The following is a 22,582-nucleotide window of genomic DNA, read 5'->3' on the forward strand; positions in this document are numbered from 1 at the left end:
TCCAGCAGACCTATGGGTGCGAGGTGGTGACCTTCACCGCCGACCTCGGCCAAGGCGAGGAGCTGGCGCCGGCGCGCGCCAAGGCGGAGCTGATGGGGGTGCGGCCCGAGCATATCTTCATCGACGACCTGCGCGAGGAGTTCGTCGGCAACTACGTCTTCCCGATGATGCGCGCCAACGCGCTGTACGAGGGGCTGTATCTGCTCGGCACCTCGATCGCGCGGCCGCTGATTGCCAAGCGCCAGATCGAGATCGCCAAGCTGGTCGGCGCGGACGCGGTGAGCCACGGCGCCACCGGCAAGGGCAATGATCAGGTGCGCTTCGAGCTTGGCTATTATGCGCTGGAGCCGGACATCAAGGTGATCGCGCCGTGGCGCGAGTGGGATTTCGCCAGCCGCGAGCAGCTGATTGCCTTCGCCGAGCAGCACCAGATCCCGATCGCCAAGCACAAGAGGGGCGACGCACCATTCTCGTTCGACGCCAACATTCTCCATTCCTCTTCGGAAGGGAAGGTCCTCGAGGATCCTTCGGTCGAGGCGCCAGAATATGTTCATCAGCGCACGCTCTCGCCCGAGGACGCGCCGGACAAGCCGACCGTGGTCAGCATCGAGTTCGAGCGGGGCGACCCGGTCGCGATCGACGGCGAGCGGCTATCGCCGGCGTCGCTGCTCACCCGGCTCAACCAGCTCGGTCACGACAATGGCATCGGCCGGCTCGATCTGGTCGAGAACCGCTTCGTCGGCATGAAGTCGCGCGGGGTCTACGAGACGCCGGGCGGGACGATCCTACTCGCCGCGCACCGCGGCATCGAATCGATCACGCTCGACCGCGGCGCGATGCATCTCAAGGACGAGATCATGCCGCGCTACGCCAGCCTGATCTACAACGGCTTCTGGTTCTCGCCCGAGCGCGAGATGCTCCAGGCCGCGATCGACCATAGCCAGGAAAAGGTCGCGGGCACCGTCCGGCTCAAGCTCTACAAGGGCGGGGTGTATGTGGTCGGGCGCAAGTCGCCGAACTCGCTGTACAGCGAGAAGGTCGTGACGTTCGAGGACGACCAGGGCGCGTACGACCAGCGCGACGCGGCGGGGTTCATCAAGCTCAATGCGCTGCGGTTGCGGTTGCTGGGTCGGCGCGACCGCTGAACTCGGTCAAAGAGTTCTTTCCCTCCAACACGCAATGGCATAGTTTTAGTTCACTGCGATTCTCAAAAGGGGAGTAATCGTGCGGCTATTGCTATCCATTTTGGCAACAATACTGTTCGGCGCCGCGTCCGCGTCCGCGCATCCCGCTCCATGCGAGAATTCGCAGCAGCAATCCTATGAGCAGCTGGACGCCTGGCTTCACGGCATGGCGAAATCCCCGGGAGCATATTCGCTCGACCGACGCTTGTGCGTGGCGGAAATCGTCGGCCAAGCGCTCGGTGGTTATCCCGCTCCACTGGAACGGTTGACGCTTGATCGCGCTGATCCGGCGGTGCTCGCGCTGCTGGCCGGGTTGGACGGAAAGGGCGCCATCGATGCGGCCCTGAACGACAACAAGATTTACCAGGCGATGGCGGATCGGTTGGAGGCGCAATGTACGCCGGCGATACGAGCCCTGGGGCCGCGCGACTTGTTGCCGGAACAGGCCGCGAAGTGCGTGTTGCTGCGACTGCCGGGGACCCCATATGGCTTGGGCGTTTGGACCGCACGGGAGGAAGGTGGCGGGCACTATGCCACCATATCCAACGATAGCGGCGCTGGCGGGTGGACGTACGGCAAATATCAGTTGGCGTCGGAAGCGGGCGGGATGGAATCCTTTCTCGCGTCGTTCAATTGCCCGATCGTTGCGACAACATGCCTCAATCGCGCTTACCGGCCGGTTGGCCTGGCGCTCGGCGCGGCCGGCGGCCTTGCCGGCGCGAAGCAGAACAGCCCGCTATTCAATGACGCGTGGACCAAATTATCGCTTAATAGCCGTCTGATGCAGCAGGCACAGGAGGGTTATCATGTGCTGTTGGTCTGGAATCCGATGCGCGACCTTTTTCGGACCGACTTTGCGATCGATCTCGATCACATGAGCTGCGGCTTTCGTGAAGCGGTGTTCTCAATCTTCACCCAACACAAACTTCAGAGCACCAAGGCGATGTTCTCGGCAACCATCGCATCAGTAGGGAGTGGCGATCAGCAGGCTATCATTCGCGGCGTAAACGACTGGCGCTTGGCGCGCCTTGGACAGAAGGTGGACGGCACGGGATTCTATCTCAAATACGGCGCCATCTGCTCGGCGGCGGCGTCCCCGACCGCGGGTACGACAAGGAAATTCGCCTGCGAATATATCGACGGCGTGCGGACGCGTTGGGAGAAGGAGCGAGCTGAGCTTCCCAAGCTCGATAAAGAAGATTGCCCGCCATTGTAGCGGATCGCCGCCGACCAATTGGTCTAACCCCGCTTTAACTCGCCGCGCGGTAAACGTGTGCGATGGAACGGACCGATCGCTCGGCGTGGATCGACGCGCTGGTGGCGGCGCTGGTGGCGGCGACGCTGACCGCGGCGTGGGCGGCGCGTGACTGGGGCAATCTGTCCGCGCTGCGGCTGCCCGATGCCGACGACATGATGCGGCTGCAGCAGATCCGCGACTGGCTCGGCGGGCAAGCGTTCGCCGACCTCACGCAATATCGTTTGGGCGCCGATGGCGTCGCGATGCACTGGTCGCGGCTCGCCGATCTGGTGCCCGCCGCGATCATCCGGATGCTCGAAGGCGCGATCGGGCGGCATTCGGCGGAAATCGTTGCCGTGATCGCGTGGCCGGCGATGCTGCTCGCCGCGGCGATCGCGCTGACCGGGCGGATCGCGCGGACGGTGGGCGGCGCCGCTATCGCGCGCCCGGCGATGCTGGTCGCGGCGATCGCCTATCCCGCCAGCACCCTGTTCGTGCCGGGGCGGATCGATCACCACAATCTTCAGCTCGTGCTTGCGCTCGTCGCCACCTTGATGCTGGTGCGGCCGGGATCGATGATGGCGGGGCTGATCGCTGGGGTCGCAACCAGCCTGAGCGTCGTCGTGGGCATGGAAACCACGCCGCTGCTCGGGGTGATCGGGCTGGTGATCGCGATCGATTGGGTGATCGGCGGGCGGCCGGCGCGCGACCGGCTGATGGGGTTCGGCATCGCGCTGTGCGCTGCGACGCTGGCGGCGAGTATCGTGTTCCGCACCAACGCGTGGGACTATGCCGCGTGCGACGGCTTCACCGCGATTTCGGCGCGCGCGCTGATGGTCGCATCGTTCGCGCCGATCGGACTGGCGCTGGCGGGTTGGGATTCGTCGGCGCGGGTTAGGCTGGCACTGGGGGTGTCGGCCTCGTTGGCGCTCGGCGCGACGCTGGCGCTGAGCACGCCGCAATGCTTGTCGCCGTACGGCGCGGTCGATCCGCTGCTCCAGTCGCTGTGGCTGACGCGCGTGGGCGAAGCGCAGCCGCTGTTCGCCGCGCCACTAGCGGTGGCGATCGGGTATGCCGGGCTGACGCTGGCGGGAATCGCCGCGGGAGCGTGGCAAGCCTGGCGGACGCGGTCGCGCGGCTGGATCGTGCTGCTCGCGTTGCAACTGGCCGCGCTGGCGGTGGCGGTGATGCAGGTGCGCGGCGCCTATGCCGGCGCGATCTTCGCCGCGCCCGCGCTGGCGGCGCTGATCGTCGCGGCGCGGCGCGCGGGCGCGTTGCCGTTGGCGGCTGCTTGGCTGGCGTCGGCCGGGATGCTCTATCCGCTCGCCGCCGAAGCGATCGTGCCCACCACGCCCGAAGCCTCCGGAGCAAGCTGTACCGCACCCGATCTGATCGCCGCGCTCGGTGCCTTGCCGGCGGGCCGCGTGATGGCGCCGATCGACACCGGCGGCGCGGCGATTCCCGCGACCGGGCAGCAGCTCATCGCCGGCGCCTATCACCGCGACGGCGCGGGCGATCTGGCGATGTATGCTTTCTATCGCGGGTCGCCCGACGCGGCGCGCGGCGTCGCGCAGGAGTGGCGCGTGACCTATGCGGTGGCCTGCGATGGCTTTCCTGGAATCGCCGCGCCTTTCGCCAAGCGGCTCGACGCGGGGCAAGCGCCGGCTTGGCTGCGGGAGGTCGCGCACGTTCCATCGGGCGGGCGGATTTTCGCGACGGTTGCGGGTCGTCCACCGAAGCCCTAGCCATCGCCCGATGCAGGGGGATCAACCGCACTGGTGGCAGCGGCGATGGGTGGCGCTGGCCGCCGTCGCGCTCGCGCTGGTGCCGCTTCTCTACCCCGCAATCCCGCCGCTGACCGATGTGCCGGGGCATATCGGCGGCTACCGTATCCTCGCCGAAGCCGGGGTCGGCCCGCTGGCGCAGCATTATGCGGTGCACCGGGCGGCGATCGGCAATCTCGGGGTCGAAGGCTTGGTGCTCGCGCTGCATCCGCTGCTCGATGTCGAGGCCGCGACGCATCTGATCGTCGCGCTGATCCCGGCGTTGGCGGTCGCGGCGATGCTGTGGTTGGGCCGCGAGGCACATGGGCGCGTGCCGGCAAGCGCGGGCTTCGCGCTGCCGCTGGCCTATGCGCTGCCGTTCCAGCTCGGCTTCGTCAATTTCACCCTCGCTGCCGCGCTTGCGATGGCGGGGCTGGCGCTGTGGATCCGGCTCGCGCGGACGCGGCCCGATTGGGTGCGGATCGCCGCATTCGTGCCGATCGCCGGGCTGGTGTGGCTTTGCCATAGCTTCGGCTGGGCGATGCTCGGGCTGTTCGTGCTCGCGGCCGAGTGGGTGATCCGCGGCCGGCGCGGTGAGGTCGGCTGGCAGCGGATCGCGTTCGCGCTGCTCGCTTGCGCGCCGATGGCATGGCCGCAGCTGCTGGCGATGGCCGGCGGGGTGCCAATGGCGGGCGATACCGGCGACTGGTTCGACCTCGCCGCCAAGGCGCAATGGGTCGCGTCGCTGCTGCGCGAGCGGTGGAAGATATACGACGTCGCGTGCGTCATCGCGCTGGCGCTGGTGCTGTGGACCGCGATCCGTTCGCCGCGGATGCGGTTCGATCCCTTGCTCGGGGTGCCGGCGTTGCTCGGGCTGATCGCGTTCCTAGTGACGCCACGCCTCTTCGCCGGCGGCGCCTATGTCGACATGCGGATGCTGCCCTATGCGGTCGCGCTGGCGCTGCTCACGATCCGCGCCGACGGCGACATCGCGCGGCGGCTGGCGCTGCTGAGTGCGGCGTTTTTCGGCTTGCGGATTGCCACCTCGACGATCGCCTTCGCCTTGTTCGCGCAAGGACAGGCGACCGACCTCGCTGCCGTCGCGCACATCCCGCAAGGCGCGAGCGTCCTGTCGCTGGTGAACGAGCCGTCGACCGCCGACTGGGACAATCCGCGGCTCGGCCATATCGCCGGGATCGCGGTGGCGCGGGCTCGCGCCTTTACCAACGAGCAATGGGCGATCGGCGGCCAGCAATTGATCGCGCCGCGGCACCCGAGCGCCGCGCCGTTCGACCGCGACCCGTCGCAACTCGTCTATCCCAAGGGCGAACCCTATGCGCAGACCGATTTCGACAGCGCGATTGCGGGGTTCGACCGCGGCACGTTCGGCTATGTCTGGACCGTCGGCTTTCCGCCCGGCAGCGCGAAAGCGCCCGACCTTACGCTGATCTGGTCGAACGACCGCTCGGCGCTGTACCGCGTGGCCTTGTCGCCGCCGCGCCCGGCCCGCTAAGGACGCCAATGATGGCAAACCCGCGCGGTGACCTCGAATGGTGGCAGACACGCCGGTTCGTCGTGGCGATGGCGTTGCTCGCGATGGTGCCGTTGCTGTGGCCCGACATCCCGCCATTGGTCGATCTGCCCGGGCATATGGGGCGCTACCGCGTCCAGCTCGACCTCCACACCTATCCGTGGCTGACTGACTGGTACAACTTCCAGTGGCAGCTGATCGGCAATCTGGGGATCGACATCCTCGTCCAGATCTTTGCGCCGTTCCTGGGGCTGGAGCTCACCGTCAAGTTGATTGTCATGACGATCCCGGCGCTGATCGTGATCGGTTTGCTGTGGATCGCGCGCGAGGTTCACGGCAAAATTCCCGCGACCGCGCTCTTCGCGCTGCCGCTCGCTTACTGCTTCCCGCTGCAGTTCGGGTTCGTCAATTTCATGCTGTCGATGGCGCTCGCGCTGCCGATGTTCGCGCTGTGGCTGCGGATGGGGCGGCTCGGCAAGATCCGTCAGCGCGCGATCCTGTTCGTGCCGCTGTCGTGCGCGTTATGGGTCTGTCACACGTTCGGCTGGGGCGTGCTCGGCGTGCTCGCGTTTTCGGCGGAGATGGTCCGCGAGCACGACCGCGCCAAGCAGACCAGCGAGCACCGCTTCAACCCGGTCACCGCCGACGGTATCAAGCGCTGGGCGGCGGCATGGGTGCGCGGGGCGCTGCAGTGTCTGCCGCTGGCGTTGCCGATGTTGATGATGATCGCGTGGCGCAGCGGCCAGCACGTCACCGGCGAAACCGCCGATTTCTTCAACTGGCGCGCCAAATTTGCCTGGATGACGATGATTTTGCGCGACCGCTGGCTCGCTTTCGACATCGGATCGACCGCGCTGATCGCGCTGATCCTCTACAAGACCTTCCGCGACCGCAACATCGAATATTCGCGCAATCTCGGTCTATCGACGCTGTTCCTGATCGCGATGTTCGTGTTCCTGCCGCGGATCGTGTTCGGGTCGGCCTATGCCGATATGCGCCTCGCGCCGTTCATGGTCGCGATCGCGCTGATTTCGGTGCGCCCGCGGCCGCTGCCCGGCGATACCAGCGAACTCGCGCTCAAGCATCCGGGGGTTGGCGAGGACCAACTCCAGCATGTGCTCGCGACGCGGCGACGCCGGACGATGGCGCGGTTCGCCGCATTGGGGCTTGCGTTCGTGCTCGTGCGCACGACGGGCACGACGATCAGCTACGTGCTGTTCGATCAGCGCTACGACCGCGAATTGAAGGCGCTCGACCATGTGCCGATCGGCGCACGGCTGATCAGCTTCGTCGGGCAGAATTGCGTGTCCGACTGGAAGATGACGCGGCTCGAACACATGCCCGCGCTCGCGCTCGAACGGCGCATGGCCTATACCAACGATCAATGGTCGATGGCCGGCGCGCAATTGCTGACGACCAAATACACCCCCGCCAATCCGTTCGCGCACGACCCGTCGCAGATCACGACCCTGACGCAATGCCCGCGCGAATATTGGCGCCCGATCGACCGCAGCCTGGCCAAATTTCCGCGCGCCGCGTTCGACTATGTCTGGCTGATCAGCCCGCCGCCCTACGACCTCAAATATGCGCAGGACCTGACGCCGATCTGGCGCGACGGAACCAGCGTGTTGTTCAAGGTCAACCATGTAGACGTCGCGCCGGTGACGAAAAGGGGCGATTTCCCACTGCCGCCGCGCGGCGACAAGCCGTTCTACTGACCGCGTTTGAACGGGGTCAGCGCGGTCAGATAGTCCTGATCGCTTTCGACGCCGAGTGCTTCGCGGGCGAGGAAATCTGCGATGGCGCGGCGGAAATTGCGGTCGGGAATGTAGTGCGCGGAGAATGTCGGCACCGGGACATAGCCGCGCGCCAGCTTGTGCTCGCCCTGCGCGCCGGCTTCGACCGTCGACAGCGCGCGCGCGATCGCGGCGTCGATCGCCTGATAGTAGCATAGCTCGAAATGGAGGAACGGCACCTCCTCGGTGCAGCCCCAATAGCGGCCGTATAAGGTGTCGGCGCCGATCAGGTTGAGCGCCCCAGCAATCGGGCGCCCGTCACGTTCGGCGAGGATCAGCAACGTCCGGTCGGCCATCGCCCCGCCGAGTAGCGAAAAGAACTCGCGCGTCAGATAGGGATGCCCCCATTTCCGGCTGCCGGTATCCTGATAGAACACCCAGAACGCGTCCCACTGCGCCTCGGTCAGCTCGCTCCCGGTCAGATGCCGGATCGTCAGGCCTTCGACCGCTTTCGCCCGCTCGTGGCGGATCGCCTTGCGCTTGCGGCTCGACAGCGCCGCGAGGAAGTCGTCGAAGCGCGCATAACCGTCATTGTGCCAATGGAATTGCGTGCCGGTGCGGATCAGCCAGCCCGCCGCCTCGAACAGCGGCACTTGCTCTGGCGCGACGAAGGTGGCGTGCGCCGACGACAGGCCGTTCTGGTCGGTCACCGCCTCCAGCGCGCCGATCAGCACGGGCGCGTGACTGTCGTCGCGCAGCAGCAAGCGCGGTCCGGGGGCCGGGGTAAACGGTGCGGCGATTTGAAGCTTGGGGTAGTAATTCCCGCCCCCGCGCTCCCATGCATCGGCCCAGGCATGGTCGAAGACATATTCGCCCTGGCTGTGGCTCTTGGCATAGGCCGGGGCGACCGCGCCGGGGCGCCCGTCGGCGCCATCGACGATTACCGGCAACGGCTGCCATCCTGTGCCCGGCCCGACGCTGCCCGATTGTTCGAGGATCGACAGGAAAGCGTGGCCGACGAACGGATTGGCATCGCCCGCGCAGGCGTCCCAATCGGCGGCGAGGATCGCAGAAACGCCATCGGCGATTCGCGCGGTGACGGGGTCGCGGCTCACCGGCCACACCCTTCCGTCACCCCGGACTTGTTCCGTGGTCCACCGTGCCGCGAACACTGCATGGGTTGAATATGCGGGCCGGTGGATGCCGGAACAAGTCCGGCATGACGGTTTTGGAAGATTAAGCGCCTAGCTTTACAATAGCATCCACTTCGACCGCCGCCCCGCGCGGCAATGCCGCGACGCCAACCGCGCTCCTCGCGTGCTTGCCGGCGTCGCCGAACAAGGCTTCCATCAGGTTCGACGCGCCGTTGGCGACCTCCGGCTGGTCGGTGAAGTCGGGAGTCGAGTTGACGAACACGCCGAGCTTGACGATCCGCTCGACACGGGCAAGGTCGCCGCCCAGCGCCGCCTTGATCTGCGCGACCAGCATCAGCCCGCACAATTCGGCGGCCTCCTGTCCGGCGACCTTGTCGACATCGTCGCCCAGCCGGCCGGTCACGACCTTGCCGTCCTTGAACGGCAATTGCCCCGAAATGTGCAGCATCCCGCCGGCATCGACCGTCGGGACGTACGATGCGACCGGCGCGGCGGCGGTCGGCAGGCTCAGGCCCATTTCCTCGAGCCGGCGGTCGATACGGTCGGTCATGCGGCTATTCCCTTTGTTGTCGCGGGCAGGTTATCGGCGAAGCGCTGGCTGATCCAGGCTTGCGCCCCTTCCCAATCGTCTATTCTGGCGTGCGCGAACGGCGCGGGCGGCAGGTTGGGCGCCATTGCCGGTTCGGCGACGAGGTGGAGCCGGTGCACTGCGGGCGCATGCTTGGCAACCGATTCGTGATGCACGGGCAAATCGTCGACGAACACCGTGACCGGATTGCCATAGTCGGCGACCAGGGCCGCGACAGGTCCGCCCTTGCCGCCGCGATTGGTCTCGACGCGGTGGCGGATGCCGTGCGCGGCGAGTTGCGCGATGCGATGATCGCGGCAATGATCGCCCAGATTGGTGAGAATGACGATGTCGGCCGCCTCGCCAAGCGCGGCAAGCGCCTCGGCCGCGCCGGGCACCAAGGTCTGGCGTTCCATCTCGGCGGGGAAGAATTCGTCGAGCATGCCCCAGATCCGTTCGTGCTCGACCGCACTGCCGTCGGCATGCGTCATTGCGACGAAGCTGCCCGATTCGTGCGCGAAGGCGATGTCGTGGCGCTCGCGCAGCCAGGTGCCGAAGTGCCGCACCATGTGTAGCAGCACTTCGTCGCAATCGCAGATCAGCAGCGGGCGCGTCATGCCTCAAGGCTCCGGTGCGCGGCGACCAGCGCCTCGGGCTTGACCCCGATCTCCGCGGCGCACGCGACCAGATCGGGCTCGTGCGCCTCTAGAAAGCCGAGCAGCGCCGATAAGGTCGCCGGATCGCCCGCCGACGCCTTGAGGTCGGCCGGGGTCAGCCCGGTCACGTCGAGCAGCCGCGACGCGCGCGCCGGCTCGGCCAGGGTCCATATCAGGGCCTGGAGCGCGAGCATTGCGGGATCGTGGCTGGTGTCTGGCGCGGCCATTGCTATCTAGGGATGATGGAGAACGAACTCCCCGTGGCAAAGCGCGTGCTGGTTGTCGAGGACAACGAGCTCAACCTGAAGCTGTTCTGCGACCTGTTGCGCGCGCACGACTTCGCCACCGAGCCGGTGCGCGACGGGCGCGAGGCGGTGGAAAAGGCGCGCGCGTTCGCGCCCGATTTGATCGTGATGGATATCCAGCTGCCGCATGTCAGCGGGCTGGAGCTGATCGAGCAGATCAAGGGCGACCTGGCGCTGGGAAGGACGCCGATCATGGCGGTGACCGCCTATGCGGGGCGCGAGGACGAGGACCGGATCAGGGCGGCGGGGGCCGACGCTTACGTGTCGAAGCCGATTTCGGTGGCGCGTTTCGTCGATGAGGTGAACGCGCTGCTCTGACGATATGGAGGTAAGGAAAAGGCCGCCGAGCTTGCGCCCGCGGCCCTGGCTACCCGCCTTCGCGGGGATAAATAAGCCTCGCGGCTTACTTGATTTTGGTTTCCTTGAACTCGACATGCTTGCGCACGACGGGATCGTATTTGCGGAACGACAGCTTCTCGGTCTGCGTGCGCGGGTTCTTCTTCGTGACGTAGAAGAAGCCGGTGTCGGCCGAGCTGACGAGCTTGATCTTGACGGTGGTCGGCTTTGCCATGACCCAATTCCTGTAAATTGAAATGCAAAAGCGGCGGAGCATGCCGCCGCTTGTCAGGGGCGGGCCAATGCCGAAGGCCGTGTTGTTTGTCAAGCGCGGGCGCTTGATCGCGGCACCGGCCCGCTCCCCCACCCGACCGCCCATCGTAATACTGACTGGCTGGTCGGGTGGGGGAGCGGGCCGGTGCCGCCTTACACACGCAAGGATGTCACAAACCAGGCTTAACCAACTGTTCACCATTCAGGGCGCACCATCGCGCCAGCGAAATGGGGGCTGGGGCTATGATGCACGCTCATGACTGCGACCTCGCCGCGCGCGTTGCGCGGCTCGATATCATGGCGGCCCACGTGCGGCCGCGCGATCTCGCCACCGAAGTCGATGCGATCCGCGCCGCGGCCGAGGCTGCCGGGGTATTGCCCGTCGTCGCGGTGGCGCGGGCGCTCGAAAGCGCGCTGGCGCGCGGCGAGCGCGGGGTGATCGTGTCGGGCTGGATCGCAATGCTCGGCGAAGCGGTCGGCTGCGGGCGGAGCGACGCGGCGAGCGGCCACGTCTTCCTCGCCGCCGGCGCGATACGGCTGGCCGGATAAACTAATGGACTCGTTGATGGCGGCGCTGGTCGCGGCGCTGCTGATTCGGGCGAGCGACAATTCCGCCGATTTGACCGCGATCGTCGCCGAACGGTCGAAACGGACCGGCCTCATCCTGTTCGGCGCGTTGATCGCGCTCATCATTACCCAGACCGTCGCGGCGATCGCCGGCATGCTCGTAGCGCATTACCTGACGCCCAACGCCGCGCGGCTGATGTTCGCCTTTTCGTTGCTGATGGCGAGCGGCGGCGCTGTGTGGCCGCGCAAGCCCGTCAAGCCGGGCACTGCCCACCACCCTTTCGTCGCCATCACCAGTAAGCTGATCGCCACGGGGCTCGGCGACCGCACGATGTTCGCGACCTTCGCGGTGGCGGCGGGCGGGGTGCCGGCATTGGCGGGCGTCGGCGGATTCATCGGCGGGTTCGTCATACTGACCGCCGCGGCGGTCGCGGGCGAGACTTTATGGGGTCAGCGTCCGCGCCGGGCGATCGACTGGACGATCGGCGGGGTGTTGCTGATCGCGGGCGCGTGGCTGGCATTCTCCGCGTTGCGCTTGATCTAGGGTCCGAGCGTAAGCAGCCACAGATCGGGCGGCACGCCGAGCCGAACCGGCGGACCGCTGGTGCCCAGACCCGCGGTGACAACGACCGTCCGCGTGCCGTCGCGAATGATGCCGCAGCGATAGCGCCTGTCATACGGCTGCCGCCCGGGCGACCAGCCGAAGATCCCCACTTGCCCGCAATGCGTATGCCCGGCGAGCAGCACGCTGCCGTCGGGGAGCAGCGGCACGATGCTCGGCGAATGCGTCAGGAACACGCGGCCGCCGACGAGCGGTTGCAGCGCGGCCAATGTCGCCGGAAGATTGGCGCGCGAGGAAAAGCGGTCGCCCACCACGCCGATCGCCAGCGGCCCGCGCACGATCGCCTGATTCTCAAGCACGGTAATGCCCGCGCGGCGGAACTCCTCGCGTACCGCCGCCGGGCCGGTCCAATTGTCGTGGTTGCCGAGCATCGCGATGACGCCGAGCGGCGCCTTCAGCCGTGACAAAGGCGCGATCATCGCCGCGCCGATCGACGCTGCGCTATTCGGCCGCGAGCCGTTGATCATGTCGCCGGCGATGAAGACGATATCGGGTTTGAGCGCGTCGATCTGGCCAACGATCCGGTCGAGCCGCGCGGCGTCCATCGCAGCCGAGCCAATATGGATGTCGCTGATCAGCACCGCGCGCACCGGCTTCGCCCCCGCCGGCCAGCCCGGAAGCGATAGAGTCGCGGTCCGCACCACCGGATCGCGCCGCGCTTCCGCGCGTGCGAAAATATACAGGCCACCCGCTAACAGGACGAGGGCAAGCAGGGCGAGCAGTAGTTTGCGCATGTGCCGACGGTAGCGCGGCGCGGCGGCTGGCGGAACTCCCCCGACGCGTCCAAGTTGACGCGGTCATGCACGCTTTCGCGCAGCTTCTCGATTCGCTGATCTACACGCGGTCGCGCAACGCCAAGCTCAGGCTGATCGGCGATTACCTCAAGGCGACGCCCGATCCCGATCGCGGCTGGGCGATCGCGGCGTTGACCGGCGACCTCGACCTGCCCGCGGTGAAACCCGCCGTTATCCGGGGGCTGATCGAGGAGCGGGTCGATCCGGTGCTGTTCCGGATGAGCCGCGATTATGTCGGCGACACCGCGGAGACGGTGGCGCTGTTGTGGCCCGGCGCCGACGATGGCACGGGCGAGCCGTTGTCGGTGTCGAACGTGGTTGATACGCTCAACAGCCTGTCGCGCTCCGATGCGCCCGCCGCACTCGCGCAAATGCTCGACCGGATGGATGCCGAGGAGAGGTTTGCGCTGCTCAAGATGGCGACCGGCGCGTTGCGCATCGGCGTCTCCGCGCGGCTCGCCAAGACCGCGCTCGCCAACGCGTTCGGGGTCGAGGTCGATGCGGTCGAGGAAGTGTGGCACGCGCTTGCGCCGCCGTATGCCGAGCTGTTCGACTGGGTCGAAGGGCGTGGGGTCCAGCCGACCGCCGCCGACGTGCCGGTGTTCCGCCCGTTCATGCTCGCGCATCCGCTCGAGGAGTTGCGCGTCGATTTGAAGGATTATGCCGCCGAGTGGAAATGGGACGGCATCCGCGTGCAGCTGGTGCATGTCGCGGGCGAGACCCGGCTCTACAGCCGCGCGGGCGACGACATCACCGGCAGCTTTCCCGACGTGGCGAGCGCGTTCACGACGCCGGGCGTGCTCGACGGCGAGCTGATGGTGAAGGGCGAATTTCAGGGCGGCCAAGAATCAGGAGGGGCCGCGGCGAGCTTCAACGCGCTGCAGCAACGGCTTGGGCGCAAGATCGTGTCGGGCAAAATGCTCGCCGATTATCCCGCGTTCGTCCGGCTCTACGATATCCTGTTCGACGGCGTGGAGGATTTGCGCCCGCTGTCCTGGACCGAGCGCCGCGCGCGGCTCGAGGCGTTCGTCCCCGGGCTCGATCCCGACCGCTTCGACCTCAGCGCGTTGATCGACGCCGCGGATTTCGACGCGCTCGAGGGAATCCGCGCCGGCGCCCGCGACGCGGCGATCGAGGGTGTGATGCTCAAGCGCCGCGACTCCGATTACGTCGCCGGCCGCCGCACCGGACTGTGGTACAAATGGAAGCGCGACCCGCTGACCGCCGATTGCGTGATGATGTACGCGCAGCGCGGCAGCGGGCGCCGCTCATCCTATTATTCCGACTATACCTTCGGCTGCTGGACCCCCGAGGGCGAATTGCTGCCGGTAGGCAAGGCCTATTCGGGGATCACCGACGAGGAGCTGAAGATGCTCGACGGCTTCGTGCGCAACCATACGCTCAACCGATTCGGCCCGGTGCGCGAGGTCGAGAAGACGCTGGTGCTGGAAGTCGCATTCGATTCGATCCACGAATCGAAACGCCACAAATCCGGCGTCGCGATGCGCTTCCCGCGGATTCATCGCATCCGCACCGACAAGCCGGCGGCCGAAGCCGATACGATCGAGGCGCTGAAGCGGCTGATTACGTAATTAGGGGACCGGCCACAGGAGGAGGGCCGGCCCCCCGCTACCACTAGGGCAGCAGCACGGTGTCGATGACGTGGATCACGCCGTTCGACTGCATCACGTTGGCGATGGTAATCCTGGCGCGGTCGCCCTTGGCGTCGATCACGACCCAGCCCATCCCGGCCTTCTTGAAGGTCAGCGTACCGCCCTGGACCGTGGTGTAGGTCGCGGTGCCGCCATTGGCCTTCGCCTTGGCGCCGATCATCGCGGCGGTGATCCGGCCGGGCACGACGTGATAGGTCAGCACGGCGACCAGTTGATCCTTGTTCTCCGGCTTGAGCAGCGTGTCGACGGTGCCGGCGGGCAGCTTCATGAACGCGGCATTGGTCGGCGCGAACACAGTGAACGGCCCCGCGCCCGACAGGGTATCGACGAGCCCGGCGGCCTTGACCGCCGCGACGAGCGTCGTGTGATCCTTCGAATTGACCGCATTCTCGACGATGGTCTTGGTCGAATACATTGCGGCGCCGCCGACCATCGGATTCTTCATCGCGGCATAGCCGCCGGTCGCGCCGACCGCGAGCGTGGCCGCGATCATGATATTACGAACTGCCTTCATTTCCCTAGCTCCTTCGCACGCGCCTGATTGGCGTTGCGGCGGAGATACGGGCGCGGCGGACGTACGGATGCAGGTTCGAAGTGTTGTGGCGCTCAAACATCCTTCCCCGCCAGGGGGAGGATGAACAAGGGACGAAGCCTTAGGCCAGCGAAATTTTACCGCTGGCGACGACGGGGCCGGTGGGCTTGCCGGTGGGCGATCCGCCGACGGGCTCGACCGATACCGCAAGCGTCATGCCATCGGTGAGTTGACGGCGCTGATCCGACGCGAGCGTCATGCGCGACGTCCCGCTGGCCGCAAGCAGCCCCATCGGTTTTGGCACGCCGTCGCCGCCGATCATCCACAGCTGCGCGCTCTTGCCGGCCGGGGCCATGTCGGCGTGCGGAATGCTCATTTCGCCCGTCGTCATGTCGATCACGGCGGGGACCGAGGCCGATTTGTCGGTCATCATCAACGACGCGACCATCATCGTGTGCGGCTGGCCGATCTGCGGGATCGGCAGCGGCGCGGGACCGGGGCGCATCACGAAGAACAAGGCGATCGTCGCGGCCAGCGCGGTGGCGAGCGCGAGGATCGGCCAGCGGTTGCGCGATTGCGCCGGCGCAGCGGGGGCGGCGAGCCGCGCGGCGACCGCATCGGGCGCCACGACCTCGCGATAGTCGTCGAACAAGCCCCCTAGCCGCTCGCGCCAGCCTTCGACCTCGCGTGCGAACGCTGGGTCCGCGAGCATACGGCGCAACGCGGCGGCGCGCTCGTCGCCCTCGAGCAACCCCAGCGCCAGCTCGGCGGCGGTCATGTCGGGATCGGGCCCGAGGTCGGATGGCTCAGTAGTCACCGATGCATCCTTTAAGCTGCTGCAAGCCCCGGCGCACCCAGCTCTTCATCGTGCCCAGCGGCACGCCCTTGGCGTCAGCCAGTTCGGCATAGGTCATCCCGTCGAAGAACGCGGTGCGGATCGCGTCGCGCTGGCGCCCGTGGAGCGCGTCGAGGCAATCGTGGAGCCGGCGCGAGGTTTCGTCGCGTTGTGCGATGACTAGCTGGTCGGGTGTCTCGTCGGCCATGTCGGCTGCCTCCTCGATCGGTCGCGTCGGGCGAGCGCCACGCGCGCGCACCCAATCGATCGCGCGGTTGCGCGCGATCGTCGCGAGCCACGAAATCGGGCTGGCGCGCCCCGGCTCGAACGCCCCCGCCCGTTTCCAGATCGTCAGATACACCTCGTGCAACACATCCTCCGCGGCCGACCGCTCGCCGCAGATACGCAGGCAAATGCCGAAAAGCTTCGCCGACGTGAGCCTGTAGACTTCCTGGAAGGCGCCGCGGTCCTCGGCCCCGACGCGTTCGAGCGCGGCACACAGACGCGCGCGGGCTTCGGCAGGATCGGGGGAGGGGTCTCGCACGACACGGCGACTAGACGTTTGCCGCCGTCTGGGCAATCGACGGATCGATGACCCCTGCCGCCCTCGCTCCGCTGTTGATGATCGCTTCGGGCTCGATCCATGCGGTGGTCAATGCGATCGTCAAGGGCGGTCGTGACAAGATGGCGTCGCGCGCGGTGACCGACGGGTCTTCCGCGATCCTGCTGCTGCCAGCGCTGCTGTTGGTGCCGTTGCCGCACGGTGCGTGGTGGTGGCTCGCGGCGACCGCGGTGACGCACGGTTTCTATCTCTACGCGCTGATCCGCGCCTATCAGGTCAGCGACTTGTCGGCGTCGTATCCGGTGCTGCGCGGCACCGCGCCGCTGGTCACCGCCGCGGTGACGATCGGCATCCTCGGCGAGCATGTCTCGACCGCCGACATTGCCGGGATTGCGCTGATCGGCGGGTCGATGTTCGCATTGGTGATGGGTCGGCACCTCGGGCGCGCCGCGCTCGGCTGGTCGCTCGCGACCGGCCTGTCGATCGCGGCCTATACGGTGATCGACGCGGCGGGGGTGCGCGCGGCGCCGACGCCGTTCAGCTATATCGTCTGGCTGTTCGTCGTGATGGGGGCGTTCACCGTGACGATGTTCGCGATTCTATCGAAGGGCGCGCTGTTCGGCGCGGCGCGCGCGCAGTGGCGGCCCGGCGCGATCGCCGGGGCGCTGTCGATCGTGACGTACGGCCTTGCGCTCTATGCGCTGTCGATCGGCCCGACCGCGCCGCTCGCGGCGTTGCGCGAAACGGGGATGGTGACCGCGCTGGTGATCGCGATCGTCTTTCTCAAAGAGCGCGTGACTCAAGGACGCGGCGTCGCAGTGCTCGGCATCCTCGCCGGCGCCGCGCTAATTCTGGCAGGTTAGCGCCGTGGACGAGCGGTCAAATCGACTCGCCCGACCTCGCGGATGCGCCCCTTGTCGATCCGCCCCTCGACCAGATCGGTGCCCATCAGCGCCAGGATCCGTCCGCCGGTGAAGATCGGCCGCGAATTGCCGTACCAGTCGATGCACGACACCGCGCATCGATAGCCGTCCGACGGCTTTCCGTCGCCCGGGGTCAGTTCGCCCGCCGGATCGAGCGCCTTGGCCGGAGTGAACCCGATGAACGACAATTGCGACGCATTGCTGTCGGACCAGCCGCGCCCGCTGCGCCATTCGCGCACCGTCGTCGGCAGCCCGAGCATGCCGCTGCCGTCGCCGCGCACCCAGGCGTTGAACGCGTGGCTGCGGCCTTCGCTTTCGAAGCGGTTCTGAAGCAATGTGGTCGACGCGATACGCGGCCGTCCGTTCAAGCTGACATAGCTGATCGAAAGCCCCCTTGCGTCGCGATACCCGGTGACGATCGCGTCGTTGCCGGTGCGCTCGATCCGGATCGCATTGTGCGGGATGGCGAGTTTGCTCGTCGCCCAGGGCCGGGCGAGCGGGACGGCATAGAGGCTGGAACCGGCGGGCGGCCTGGCATCGTCGGGCGCGCTCGAATCCCATCCGGTGCGCCCGCCATAGACCAGCCAGTCGCCGACGAAGCGGTTCTCGAGCTGCCCGCCCTCGATCGGCGGCAGCGGGGCATAGACCGCGGGCGCGATGTGGCGGACGCGCGAAGAGAAGGCCGAGAGCGGGATGTCGAGCAGCGCCAGCGGCTTTGCGGCGTCGTAGGGCGCGCAATCGCCCGACACGCGGCCGAGCAGCGCGCGCAGATGCCCGCCCGCCGCGTCGAACGCGAACTGGTCCGACGGAACACCCTCGACCGCGACCGCACCGATCGCCGCACCGCTCACCGGCACCTTGTAGAGCAACGCGGCATCGGCCTCGCGCCCGCGCCATTCCTGCCCCGACGGACAGGCTTTGCGCCGCATGTTGCCGTAATCGATTCCCCAGGGATTGCCGCTCGGTGCGCCGATCCACAGGAACGCGTCGGTCGGCGACAGATAGAATTCGCGCATCTCCGGCCCGACGAACGCGGTGGTGCGGCATTGCAGCCCGGCACGTAAGGGGCAGAACGAGATCGCGTGGAGTACCGGATCGTCGATCTTGCCCGGCGGTGCGTAGATGTCGGTGCCGCTTAGCAGCGCCTTGCCGCGGTCCGGCTCGCCGTCGCCATCGGCGCGGCGGACGCGCGGGTATTTGAAGCCGTTGTCGCCGTCCGACAGATCGACCGGCGTATAGATCACCAGCGTGTCGCCGATCAGCCGAGTCGCGTAATTGTCGGTCGAATAATAATCGTTCGAACTGATCAGGTAGCGCCCCTCGCGGCTCAGCCGCCCGTCGCGCGCCATCCGCAGCACGGTGATCTCGCTCGCTCCCTCATTGTAATTGTACGCGGTGACCAGGATGCGGTCGCCGAGCACAAGCATTTCGTCGTACCAGCTCGCCGCCTTGGCGGGGCTGCGATAGACGTCGATGCGGTCGGCGAGCCGCAGCGGGGCGCCCTCGCCCGCGCCCAGATCGACGCTGAACACCCGGCCGTCCTGCAGCACGACCAGGTAATTGCCGATCTGCTTGACGATCCCGCCCTCGTCGACGCCGACATTCTGATTGTTGGTGATGTTGGGGTTGGCGACGCGGCTGCCAGTGACGGCGATGTCGGCGGCGGATGTGACGGTCGTCGGCGCGGCGTTGGCCGCCGAGGGCGGCGGCGGGGCGGGTGCCATGACGGGCGGCGGCGGCGCCGAGACCGGCATCGATTCGTAGGCCGAATAGGCGCGCCGATCGGCGACCAGGCTCTTCAGATAGCGGCGGAACGCGGCTTCGGAGGTGAAGCGCTGCAGGAGGGGGCCGGCGCGCCCGTCGAACATTCGCGCATTGGGGTCGGGCCGCGCCGATTCGGCGGCGCCGGTGGCGATCAGCAGGGCGGCGGCGACAGCCGAGCGGACATAACGCGCGATCACGGGCACACTCCCCTTATGGCCTTGGCGACCAGCCTAGGGCCGCGAACCTGAACGGCAAGCGAATGATATAGAATCACGACATCGGACAAATCCTCCCCCTGGCGGGGGAAGGGTTTGGGATACGAAAAAGCCCGGCGCGATCGCTCGCACCGGGCCTTCGTTTTCCCCGCTCGGGGAAAAGTCAGATCGAGGTGAGGTTGACCGCTGCGTACTTGCCGCGGCGATTGTCGACTTCGAGCTCGAACTCGAGCCGGTCGCCCTCGTTGAGGTTTGTCATCCCGGCGCGCTCGACGGCCGAGATATGGACGAACGCATCGGGCTGGCCATCGTCGCGCTGAATGAAGCCGAAGCCCTTCATCGCGTTGAAGAACTTGACCGTGCCGGTCGCCTTCTCCCCGGTCAGCTCACGCCCGCCGCCGCCGGCACCGCCGCCTGCGCCACCGCGCGGCGCATCGTCACGATCGCGCGGCGGAGGACGGTCGGTCACGGGGAGCGGCTCGCCCTCGATCTTGAGGTCGGTCGCCGAAATGCGCCCGCCGCGATCGACCAGCGTGAAGCCCAGCGGCTGACCCTCGGCCAGACCGGTCAGACCGGCCTGCTCGACCGCACTGATGTGCACGAACACATCCTCGCCGCCATCGTCGCGAACGACGAAGCCGAAGCCCTTTTGCCCGTTGAAGAATTTGACCACGCCGGTGCCTTCGCCGACGACCTGGGGCGGCATGCCGCCGCCCGCGCCACCGCTGCCGCCGCGGAAGCCGCCACCACCGCCGCCGCCGCGGAATCCACCGCCGCCGCCGCCGCCGCTGAAGCCGCCGCCACCACCGCCGCGATAGCCACCGCCACCGCCGCCGCCATAGCTGCTACCGCCGCCGAAACCACCGCCGCCGCCGAAGCGATCGCCGCCACCACCGAAATCACCGCCGCCGCCGCCGAATTCGTCACCGCCGAAATTGTCGCGCTTGTCGCGGCCGCGCCCACCACGGTTACCGCGGCCACCTTTATCGAAACTCATGCCCTGTTCGTCTTTCCGGTCCGTCCATATCCCATTCAAGGACCAACACGCCGGACGACGGACGCAGCCCTTCGGGCGCAAACAACAGCGCCGCCAGTCTGCCTTAGCCGAAAATGCGGAGTGCCGCGAACAAATTCGTCTCCGTTCCTGCCCTTGTCATCGCGATATGCGCGTGGGCGTTGCCGAGACGGCACAGCGTCGAGTACGAACCCTGGCTATGCCGATCCTTTCTCTCCTGTCCGACCCCGCCGCCTGGGCGGCGCTGTTGACGCTGATCGTGATGGAGGTCGTGCTCGGGATCGACAATCTCGTGTTCGTCGCGATCCTGTCGAACAAATTACCCGAGGCGCAACGCGCGCGGACGCGACGAATCGGCCTCGGCCTCGCGCTGATTATGCGAATCGCCTTGCTGTTCTCGATCTTCCTGATCGTCGGGATGGTGAAGCCGGTGTTCGATCTGGGGCTGGTCGGCGCGCCCGATTCGCACGGCAATCCCAGTTTCGAAACCGCATTCTCGGTGCGCGACCTGATCCTGATCGCGGGCGGAATGTTCCTGCTCTACAAGGCGACGACCGAAATCCACCACAGCGTCGATCCGGCCGAATCGGATTCGGCGTTCGACAAGACCAACAGCCGAAAGACGCTGAGTTTCGGCGTGGCGATTTCGCAGATCGTGTTGCTCGACCTGGTCTTCTCGATCGATTCGATCCTGACCGCGGTCGGCATGACCGACGAATTGCCGATCATGATCACTGCGGTGGTGGTTGCAGTGGGGGTGATGCTGCTCGCCGCCACGCCGCTGGCCAATTTCATCAACCGCAATCCCACCGTGGTGATGCTCGCGCTCGGTTTCCTGCTGATGATCGGGCTGGTGCTCATCGCCGACGGGTTCGGGGTCCATGTGCCCAAGGGCTATGTCTATACCGCGATGGCGTTTTCGGCGGCGGTCGAGACGCTCAACATCTGGAGCCGGCGTGCACGCGAACGCGGTGCTGGTGGCGGTTCTGGCCATTGAGCGTTCATCGCCAAGAGGCTAGGGCCGCGCGATGACCGTTCACCTGCACGAAGAAGACATTCCCGCCGGCCTGTTCGCGCCCGGTGCGTCGATCGCCGTCGATACCGAGACGATGGGGCTGATCACGCCGCGCGACCGGCTGTGCCTGGTGCAATTGTCCGACGGCGGGCCCGACGAGCATCTGGTGCGCTTTTCGCCTGGCAGCGATTATGCCGCGCCCAACCTGAAGGCGCTGCTCGCCGATCCGGGCCGCGACAAGCTCTACCATTTCGCGCGGTTCGATCTGGCGGCGATCCGGCATTATCTCGGCGTCACCGCGGCCCCGGCCTATTGCACCAAGACCGCGTCGCGGCTGGTGCGCACCTATACCGATCGCCACGGGCTCAAGGAACTGGTGCGCGAATTGCTCGGCCAGGATATCTCGAAGCAGCAGCAATCGTCCGATTGGGGCGGGCCAGAGTTGAGCGACGCGCAGAAGGATTATGCCGCATCGGACGTGCGCTATCTCCACAAGATGCGCGAAGAACTCGACCGCCGCCTCGCCCGGGAAGGACGCACCGAATTGGCCAAGGCGTGCTTCGACTTCCTGCCGTGGCGGGCGGAGCTCGACTTGGCCGGCTGGCCCGACATCGACATCTTCGCGCATGTTTGAAGGCTCACGCCTCGAAGGCGGGCTGGTGCCGTGACCGACAAGGACTCGCATGTCTAAAATTGCCGCCACGATGCGGTCCGAGCGCCAGCATTGGGCGGCGCCGGGCAGCGCGCACGATCATCTCGTTGCCGTTCTGCGCGTGGTTTTGCCCTCGGCGGTCGGCGTCGTCGCCGCGCTGATGGTGTTCCTGCCGCTGACCTCGGGCGGCGACGTCAGCTTCGTGCTCGACAAGAACAAGGTCGAAGTCTCGAAAGAACGCCTGAAAGTCGAGGCAGCGAGCTATCGCGGGCAGGACGACAAGGGCCAGCCCTTCGTTCTCACCGCGCAATCTGCGCTCCAGAAAAGCGCTGCCGAGCCGATCGTCGATATGCAGCGGCTGATGGCCAAGCTGACCTTGCCCAACGGCCTCGCGACGCTCGCGGCGCCGAGCGGGAAGTTCAATCCGGTCAATCAGCAAGTCGATGTGGCCGGGCCGATCACGTTCGACGGGCCCAACGGTTACAGCCTTAAGTCGCAGGCGGCGACGGTCGATCTCAAGAAGAAGACCATGAAGGGCAGTGGGGGCGTGTCGGGTACGGTGCCGCAGGGCACGTTCACCGCCGACACGATGAGCGCCGATCTCGACAACCGCGTCGTCACGCTCGACGGCCGCGCCCGCTTGCGGATCGCGCCGCAACGCGCGAGATAG

Annotated in this window: 24 protein-coding genes; 13 read left to right on the top strand and 11 right to left on the bottom strand. The window is 66.9% G+C overall.

Annotation, left to right across the window (positions count from 1 at the left end; genetic code table 11):
- From JWM94_RS14335 to JWM94_RS14355, 5 genes are all read left to right on the top strand, one after another.
- Positions 1 to 1,145, top strand: a 1,145-nt coding sequence (locus JWM94_RS14335; RefSeq protein WP_299428425.1) for an argininosuccinate synthase, incomplete at its 5' end; no start/stop codon positions are given.
- A 79-nt stretch (positions 1,146 to 1,224) separates the two neighbouring features.
- Entirely contained in the window at positions 1,225 to 2,400 is a 1,176-nt protein-coding gene (locus JWM94_RS14340) for a hypothetical protein (RefSeq protein ID WP_299428428.1), read from the top strand.
- Positions 2,401 to 2,462: 62 nt separating this feature from the next.
- Positions 2,463 to 4,166 carry a hypothetical protein gene (locus tag JWM94_RS14345; protein WP_299428431.1) on the top strand — a complete coding sequence of 568 codons (1,704 nt, stop codon included), beginning with the start codon at positions 2,463 to 2,465 and terminating at the stop codon, positions 4,164 to 4,166.
- A gap of 49 nt (positions 4,167 to 4,215) precedes the next feature.
- Positions 4,216 to 5,697 (top strand): hypothetical protein, encoded by a 1,482-nt coding sequence (locus JWM94_RS14350; RefSeq protein WP_299428434.1) that lies wholly within the window; start codon positions 4,216 to 4,218, stop codon positions 5,695 to 5,697.
- Between the two features lie 11 nt (positions 5,698 to 5,708).
- Positions 5,709 to 7,433, top strand: a complete 1,725-nt coding sequence (locus JWM94_RS14355) for a hypothetical protein (protein ID WP_299428437.1) — start codon at positions 5,709 to 5,711, stop codon at positions 7,431 to 7,433.
- Here JWM94_RS14355 and JWM94_RS14360 read toward each other — a convergent pair.
- The 4 genes from JWM94_RS14360 to JWM94_RS14375 all read right to left on the bottom strand — a co-directional run bounded on the left by JWM94_RS14360 (position 7,427) and on the right by JWM94_RS14375 (position 10,056).
- Entirely contained in the window at positions 7,427 to 8,566 is a 1,140-nt protein-coding gene (locus tag JWM94_RS14360) for a GNAT family N-acetyltransferase (RefSeq protein ID WP_299428440.1), read from the bottom strand. The genes JWM94_RS14355 and JWM94_RS14360 overlap by 7 nt on opposite strands.
- 121 nt (positions 8,567 to 8,687) lie before the next feature.
- Positions 8,688 to 9,155 carry a RidA family protein gene (locus JWM94_RS14365; RefSeq protein ID WP_299428443.1) on the bottom strand — a complete coding sequence of 156 codons (468 nt, stop codon included), beginning with the start codon at positions 9,153 to 9,155 and terminating at the stop codon, positions 8,688 to 8,690.
- Positions 9,152 to 9,790: an HAD family hydrolase gene (locus JWM94_RS14370; RefSeq protein ID WP_299428446.1), complete on the bottom strand. Its 639-nt coding sequence runs from the start codon at positions 9,788 to 9,790 to the stop codon at positions 9,152 to 9,154. Before JWM94_RS14370 ends, JWM94_RS14365 begins: the two co-directional genes overlap by 4 nt.
- Positions 9,787 to 10,056 carry a DUF3572 family protein gene (locus tag JWM94_RS14375; protein ID WP_299428451.1) on the bottom strand — a complete coding sequence of 90 codons (270 nt, stop codon included), beginning with the start codon at positions 10,054 to 10,056 and terminating at the stop codon, positions 9,787 to 9,789. Before JWM94_RS14375 ends, JWM94_RS14370 begins: the two co-directional genes overlap by 4 nt.
- A gap of 33 nt (positions 10,057 to 10,089) precedes the next feature.
- Here JWM94_RS14375 and JWM94_RS14380 point away from each other — a divergent pair, with 33 nt between their 5' ends.
- Positions 10,090 to 10,452, top strand: coding sequence for a response regulator (locus tag JWM94_RS14380; protein ID WP_299428454.1), 363 nt, complete (start codon positions 10,090 to 10,092; stop codon positions 10,450 to 10,452).
- 85 nt (positions 10,453 to 10,537) lie between these two features.
- Here the strand turns inward: JWM94_RS14380 and rpmG are convergent, their stop codons facing one another.
- Positions 10,538 to 10,705, bottom strand: coding sequence for a 50S ribosomal protein L33 (gene rpmG / locus JWM94_RS14385; protein WP_299428457.1), 168 nt, complete (start codon positions 10,703 to 10,705; stop codon positions 10,538 to 10,540).
- 281 nt (positions 10,706 to 10,986) lie between these two features.
- On the opposite strand from rpmG, the gene JWM94_RS14390 reads away from it, so the two are divergent.
- Positions 10,987 to 11,292: a hypothetical protein gene (locus JWM94_RS14390; RefSeq protein WP_299428460.1), complete on the top strand. Its 306-nt coding sequence runs from the start codon at positions 10,987 to 10,989 to the stop codon at positions 11,290 to 11,292.
- 16 nt (positions 11,293 to 11,308) lie between these two features.
- A complete protein-coding gene (locus tag JWM94_RS14395; protein ID WP_299428463.1) occupies positions 11,309 to 11,854 on the top strand; it encodes a hypothetical protein in 546 nt (181 codons plus the stop codon).
- Here JWM94_RS14395 and JWM94_RS14400 read toward each other — a convergent pair.
- Positions 11,851 to 12,666 (bottom strand): metallophosphoesterase, encoded by an 816-nt coding sequence (locus JWM94_RS14400; protein WP_299428466.1) that lies wholly within the window; start codon positions 12,664 to 12,666, stop codon positions 11,851 to 11,853. The two genes, JWM94_RS14395 and JWM94_RS14400, sit on opposite strands and share 4 nt — an antisense overlap.
- A 65-nt stretch (positions 12,667 to 12,731) precedes the next feature.
- Here JWM94_RS14400 and JWM94_RS14405 point away from each other — a divergent pair, with 65 nt between their 5' ends.
- Positions 12,732 to 14,318, top strand: a complete 1,587-nt coding sequence (locus tag JWM94_RS14405) for a cisplatin damage response ATP-dependent DNA ligase (RefSeq protein WP_299428469.1) — start codon at positions 12,732 to 12,734, stop codon at positions 14,316 to 14,318.
- A gap of 43 nt (positions 14,319 to 14,361) precedes the next feature.
- Here JWM94_RS14405 and JWM94_RS14410 read toward each other — a convergent pair whose 3' ends face one another.
- The 3 genes from JWM94_RS14410 to JWM94_RS14420 form a co-directional block, all read right to left on the bottom strand.
- A complete protein-coding gene (locus tag JWM94_RS14410; protein WP_299428676.1) occupies positions 14,362 to 14,892 on the bottom strand; it encodes a fasciclin domain-containing protein in 531 nt (176 codons plus the stop codon).
- A gap of 160 nt (positions 14,893 to 15,052) precedes the next feature.
- The gene (locus tag JWM94_RS14415) at positions 15,053 to 15,748 is read right to left on the bottom strand and encodes an anti-sigma factor (protein ID WP_299428472.1); all 696 of its coding nucleotides are present in this window, start codon (positions 15,746 to 15,748) and stop codon (positions 15,053 to 15,055) included.
- A complete protein-coding gene (locus JWM94_RS14420) occupies positions 15,738 to 16,310 on the bottom strand; it encodes a sigma-70 family RNA polymerase sigma factor (protein WP_299428475.1) in 573 nt (190 codons plus the stop codon). The genes JWM94_RS14415 and JWM94_RS14420 overlap by 11 nt, the downstream gene beginning before the upstream one ends.
- A gap of 47 nt (positions 16,311 to 16,357) precedes the next feature.
- On the opposite strand from JWM94_RS14420, the gene JWM94_RS14425 reads away from it, so the two are divergent.
- Positions 16,358 to 17,191, top strand: coding sequence for a DMT family transporter (locus JWM94_RS14425; protein ID WP_299428478.1), 834 nt, complete (start codon positions 16,358 to 16,360; stop codon positions 17,189 to 17,191).
- On the opposite strand, the gene JWM94_RS14430 is transcribed toward JWM94_RS14425, so the two are convergent.
- Together JWM94_RS14430 and JWM94_RS14435 are read right to left on the bottom strand one after the other, a co-directional pair.
- Positions 17,188 to 19,212: a beta-propeller domain-containing protein gene (locus tag JWM94_RS14430; protein WP_299428481.1), complete on the bottom strand. Its 2,025-nt coding sequence runs from the start codon at positions 19,210 to 19,212 to the stop codon at positions 17,188 to 17,190. The two genes, JWM94_RS14425 and JWM94_RS14430, sit on opposite strands and share 4 nt — an antisense overlap.
- A 181-nt stretch (positions 19,213 to 19,393) precedes the next feature.
- Complete coding sequence (locus JWM94_RS14435) at positions 19,394 to 20,227, bottom strand: cold-shock protein (RefSeq protein WP_299428484.1); 834 nt, start codon at positions 20,225 to 20,227, stop codon at positions 19,394 to 19,396.
- A gap of 217 nt (positions 20,228 to 20,444) precedes the next feature.
- Between JWM94_RS14435 and JWM94_RS14440 the strand changes: the two genes are divergently transcribed.
- The 3 genes from JWM94_RS14440 to lptC are packed head-to-tail and all read left to right on the top strand — an operon-like array spanning position 20,445 to position 22,582.
- Complete coding sequence (locus JWM94_RS14440) at positions 20,445 to 21,242, top strand: TerC family protein (RefSeq protein WP_299428487.1); 798 nt, start codon at positions 20,445 to 20,447, stop codon at positions 21,240 to 21,242.
- 31 nt (positions 21,243 to 21,273) lie between these two features.
- Positions 21,274 to 21,894 carry a ribonuclease D gene (locus JWM94_RS14445; RefSeq protein ID WP_299428490.1) on the top strand — a complete coding sequence of 207 codons (621 nt, stop codon included), beginning with the start codon at positions 21,274 to 21,276 and terminating at the stop codon, positions 21,892 to 21,894.
- Positions 21,895 to 21,943: 49 nt separating this feature from the next.
- Entirely contained in the window at positions 21,944 to 22,582 is a 639-nt protein-coding gene (gene lptC, locus JWM94_RS14450) for an LPS export ABC transporter periplasmic protein LptC (protein ID WP_299428493.1), read from the top strand.

The sequence above is a fragment of the Sphingomonas bacterium genome (genome assembly GCF_028289855.1).
Lineage (GTDB): Bacteria > Pseudomonadota > Alphaproteobacteria > Sphingomonadales > Sphingomonadaceae > Sphingomonas.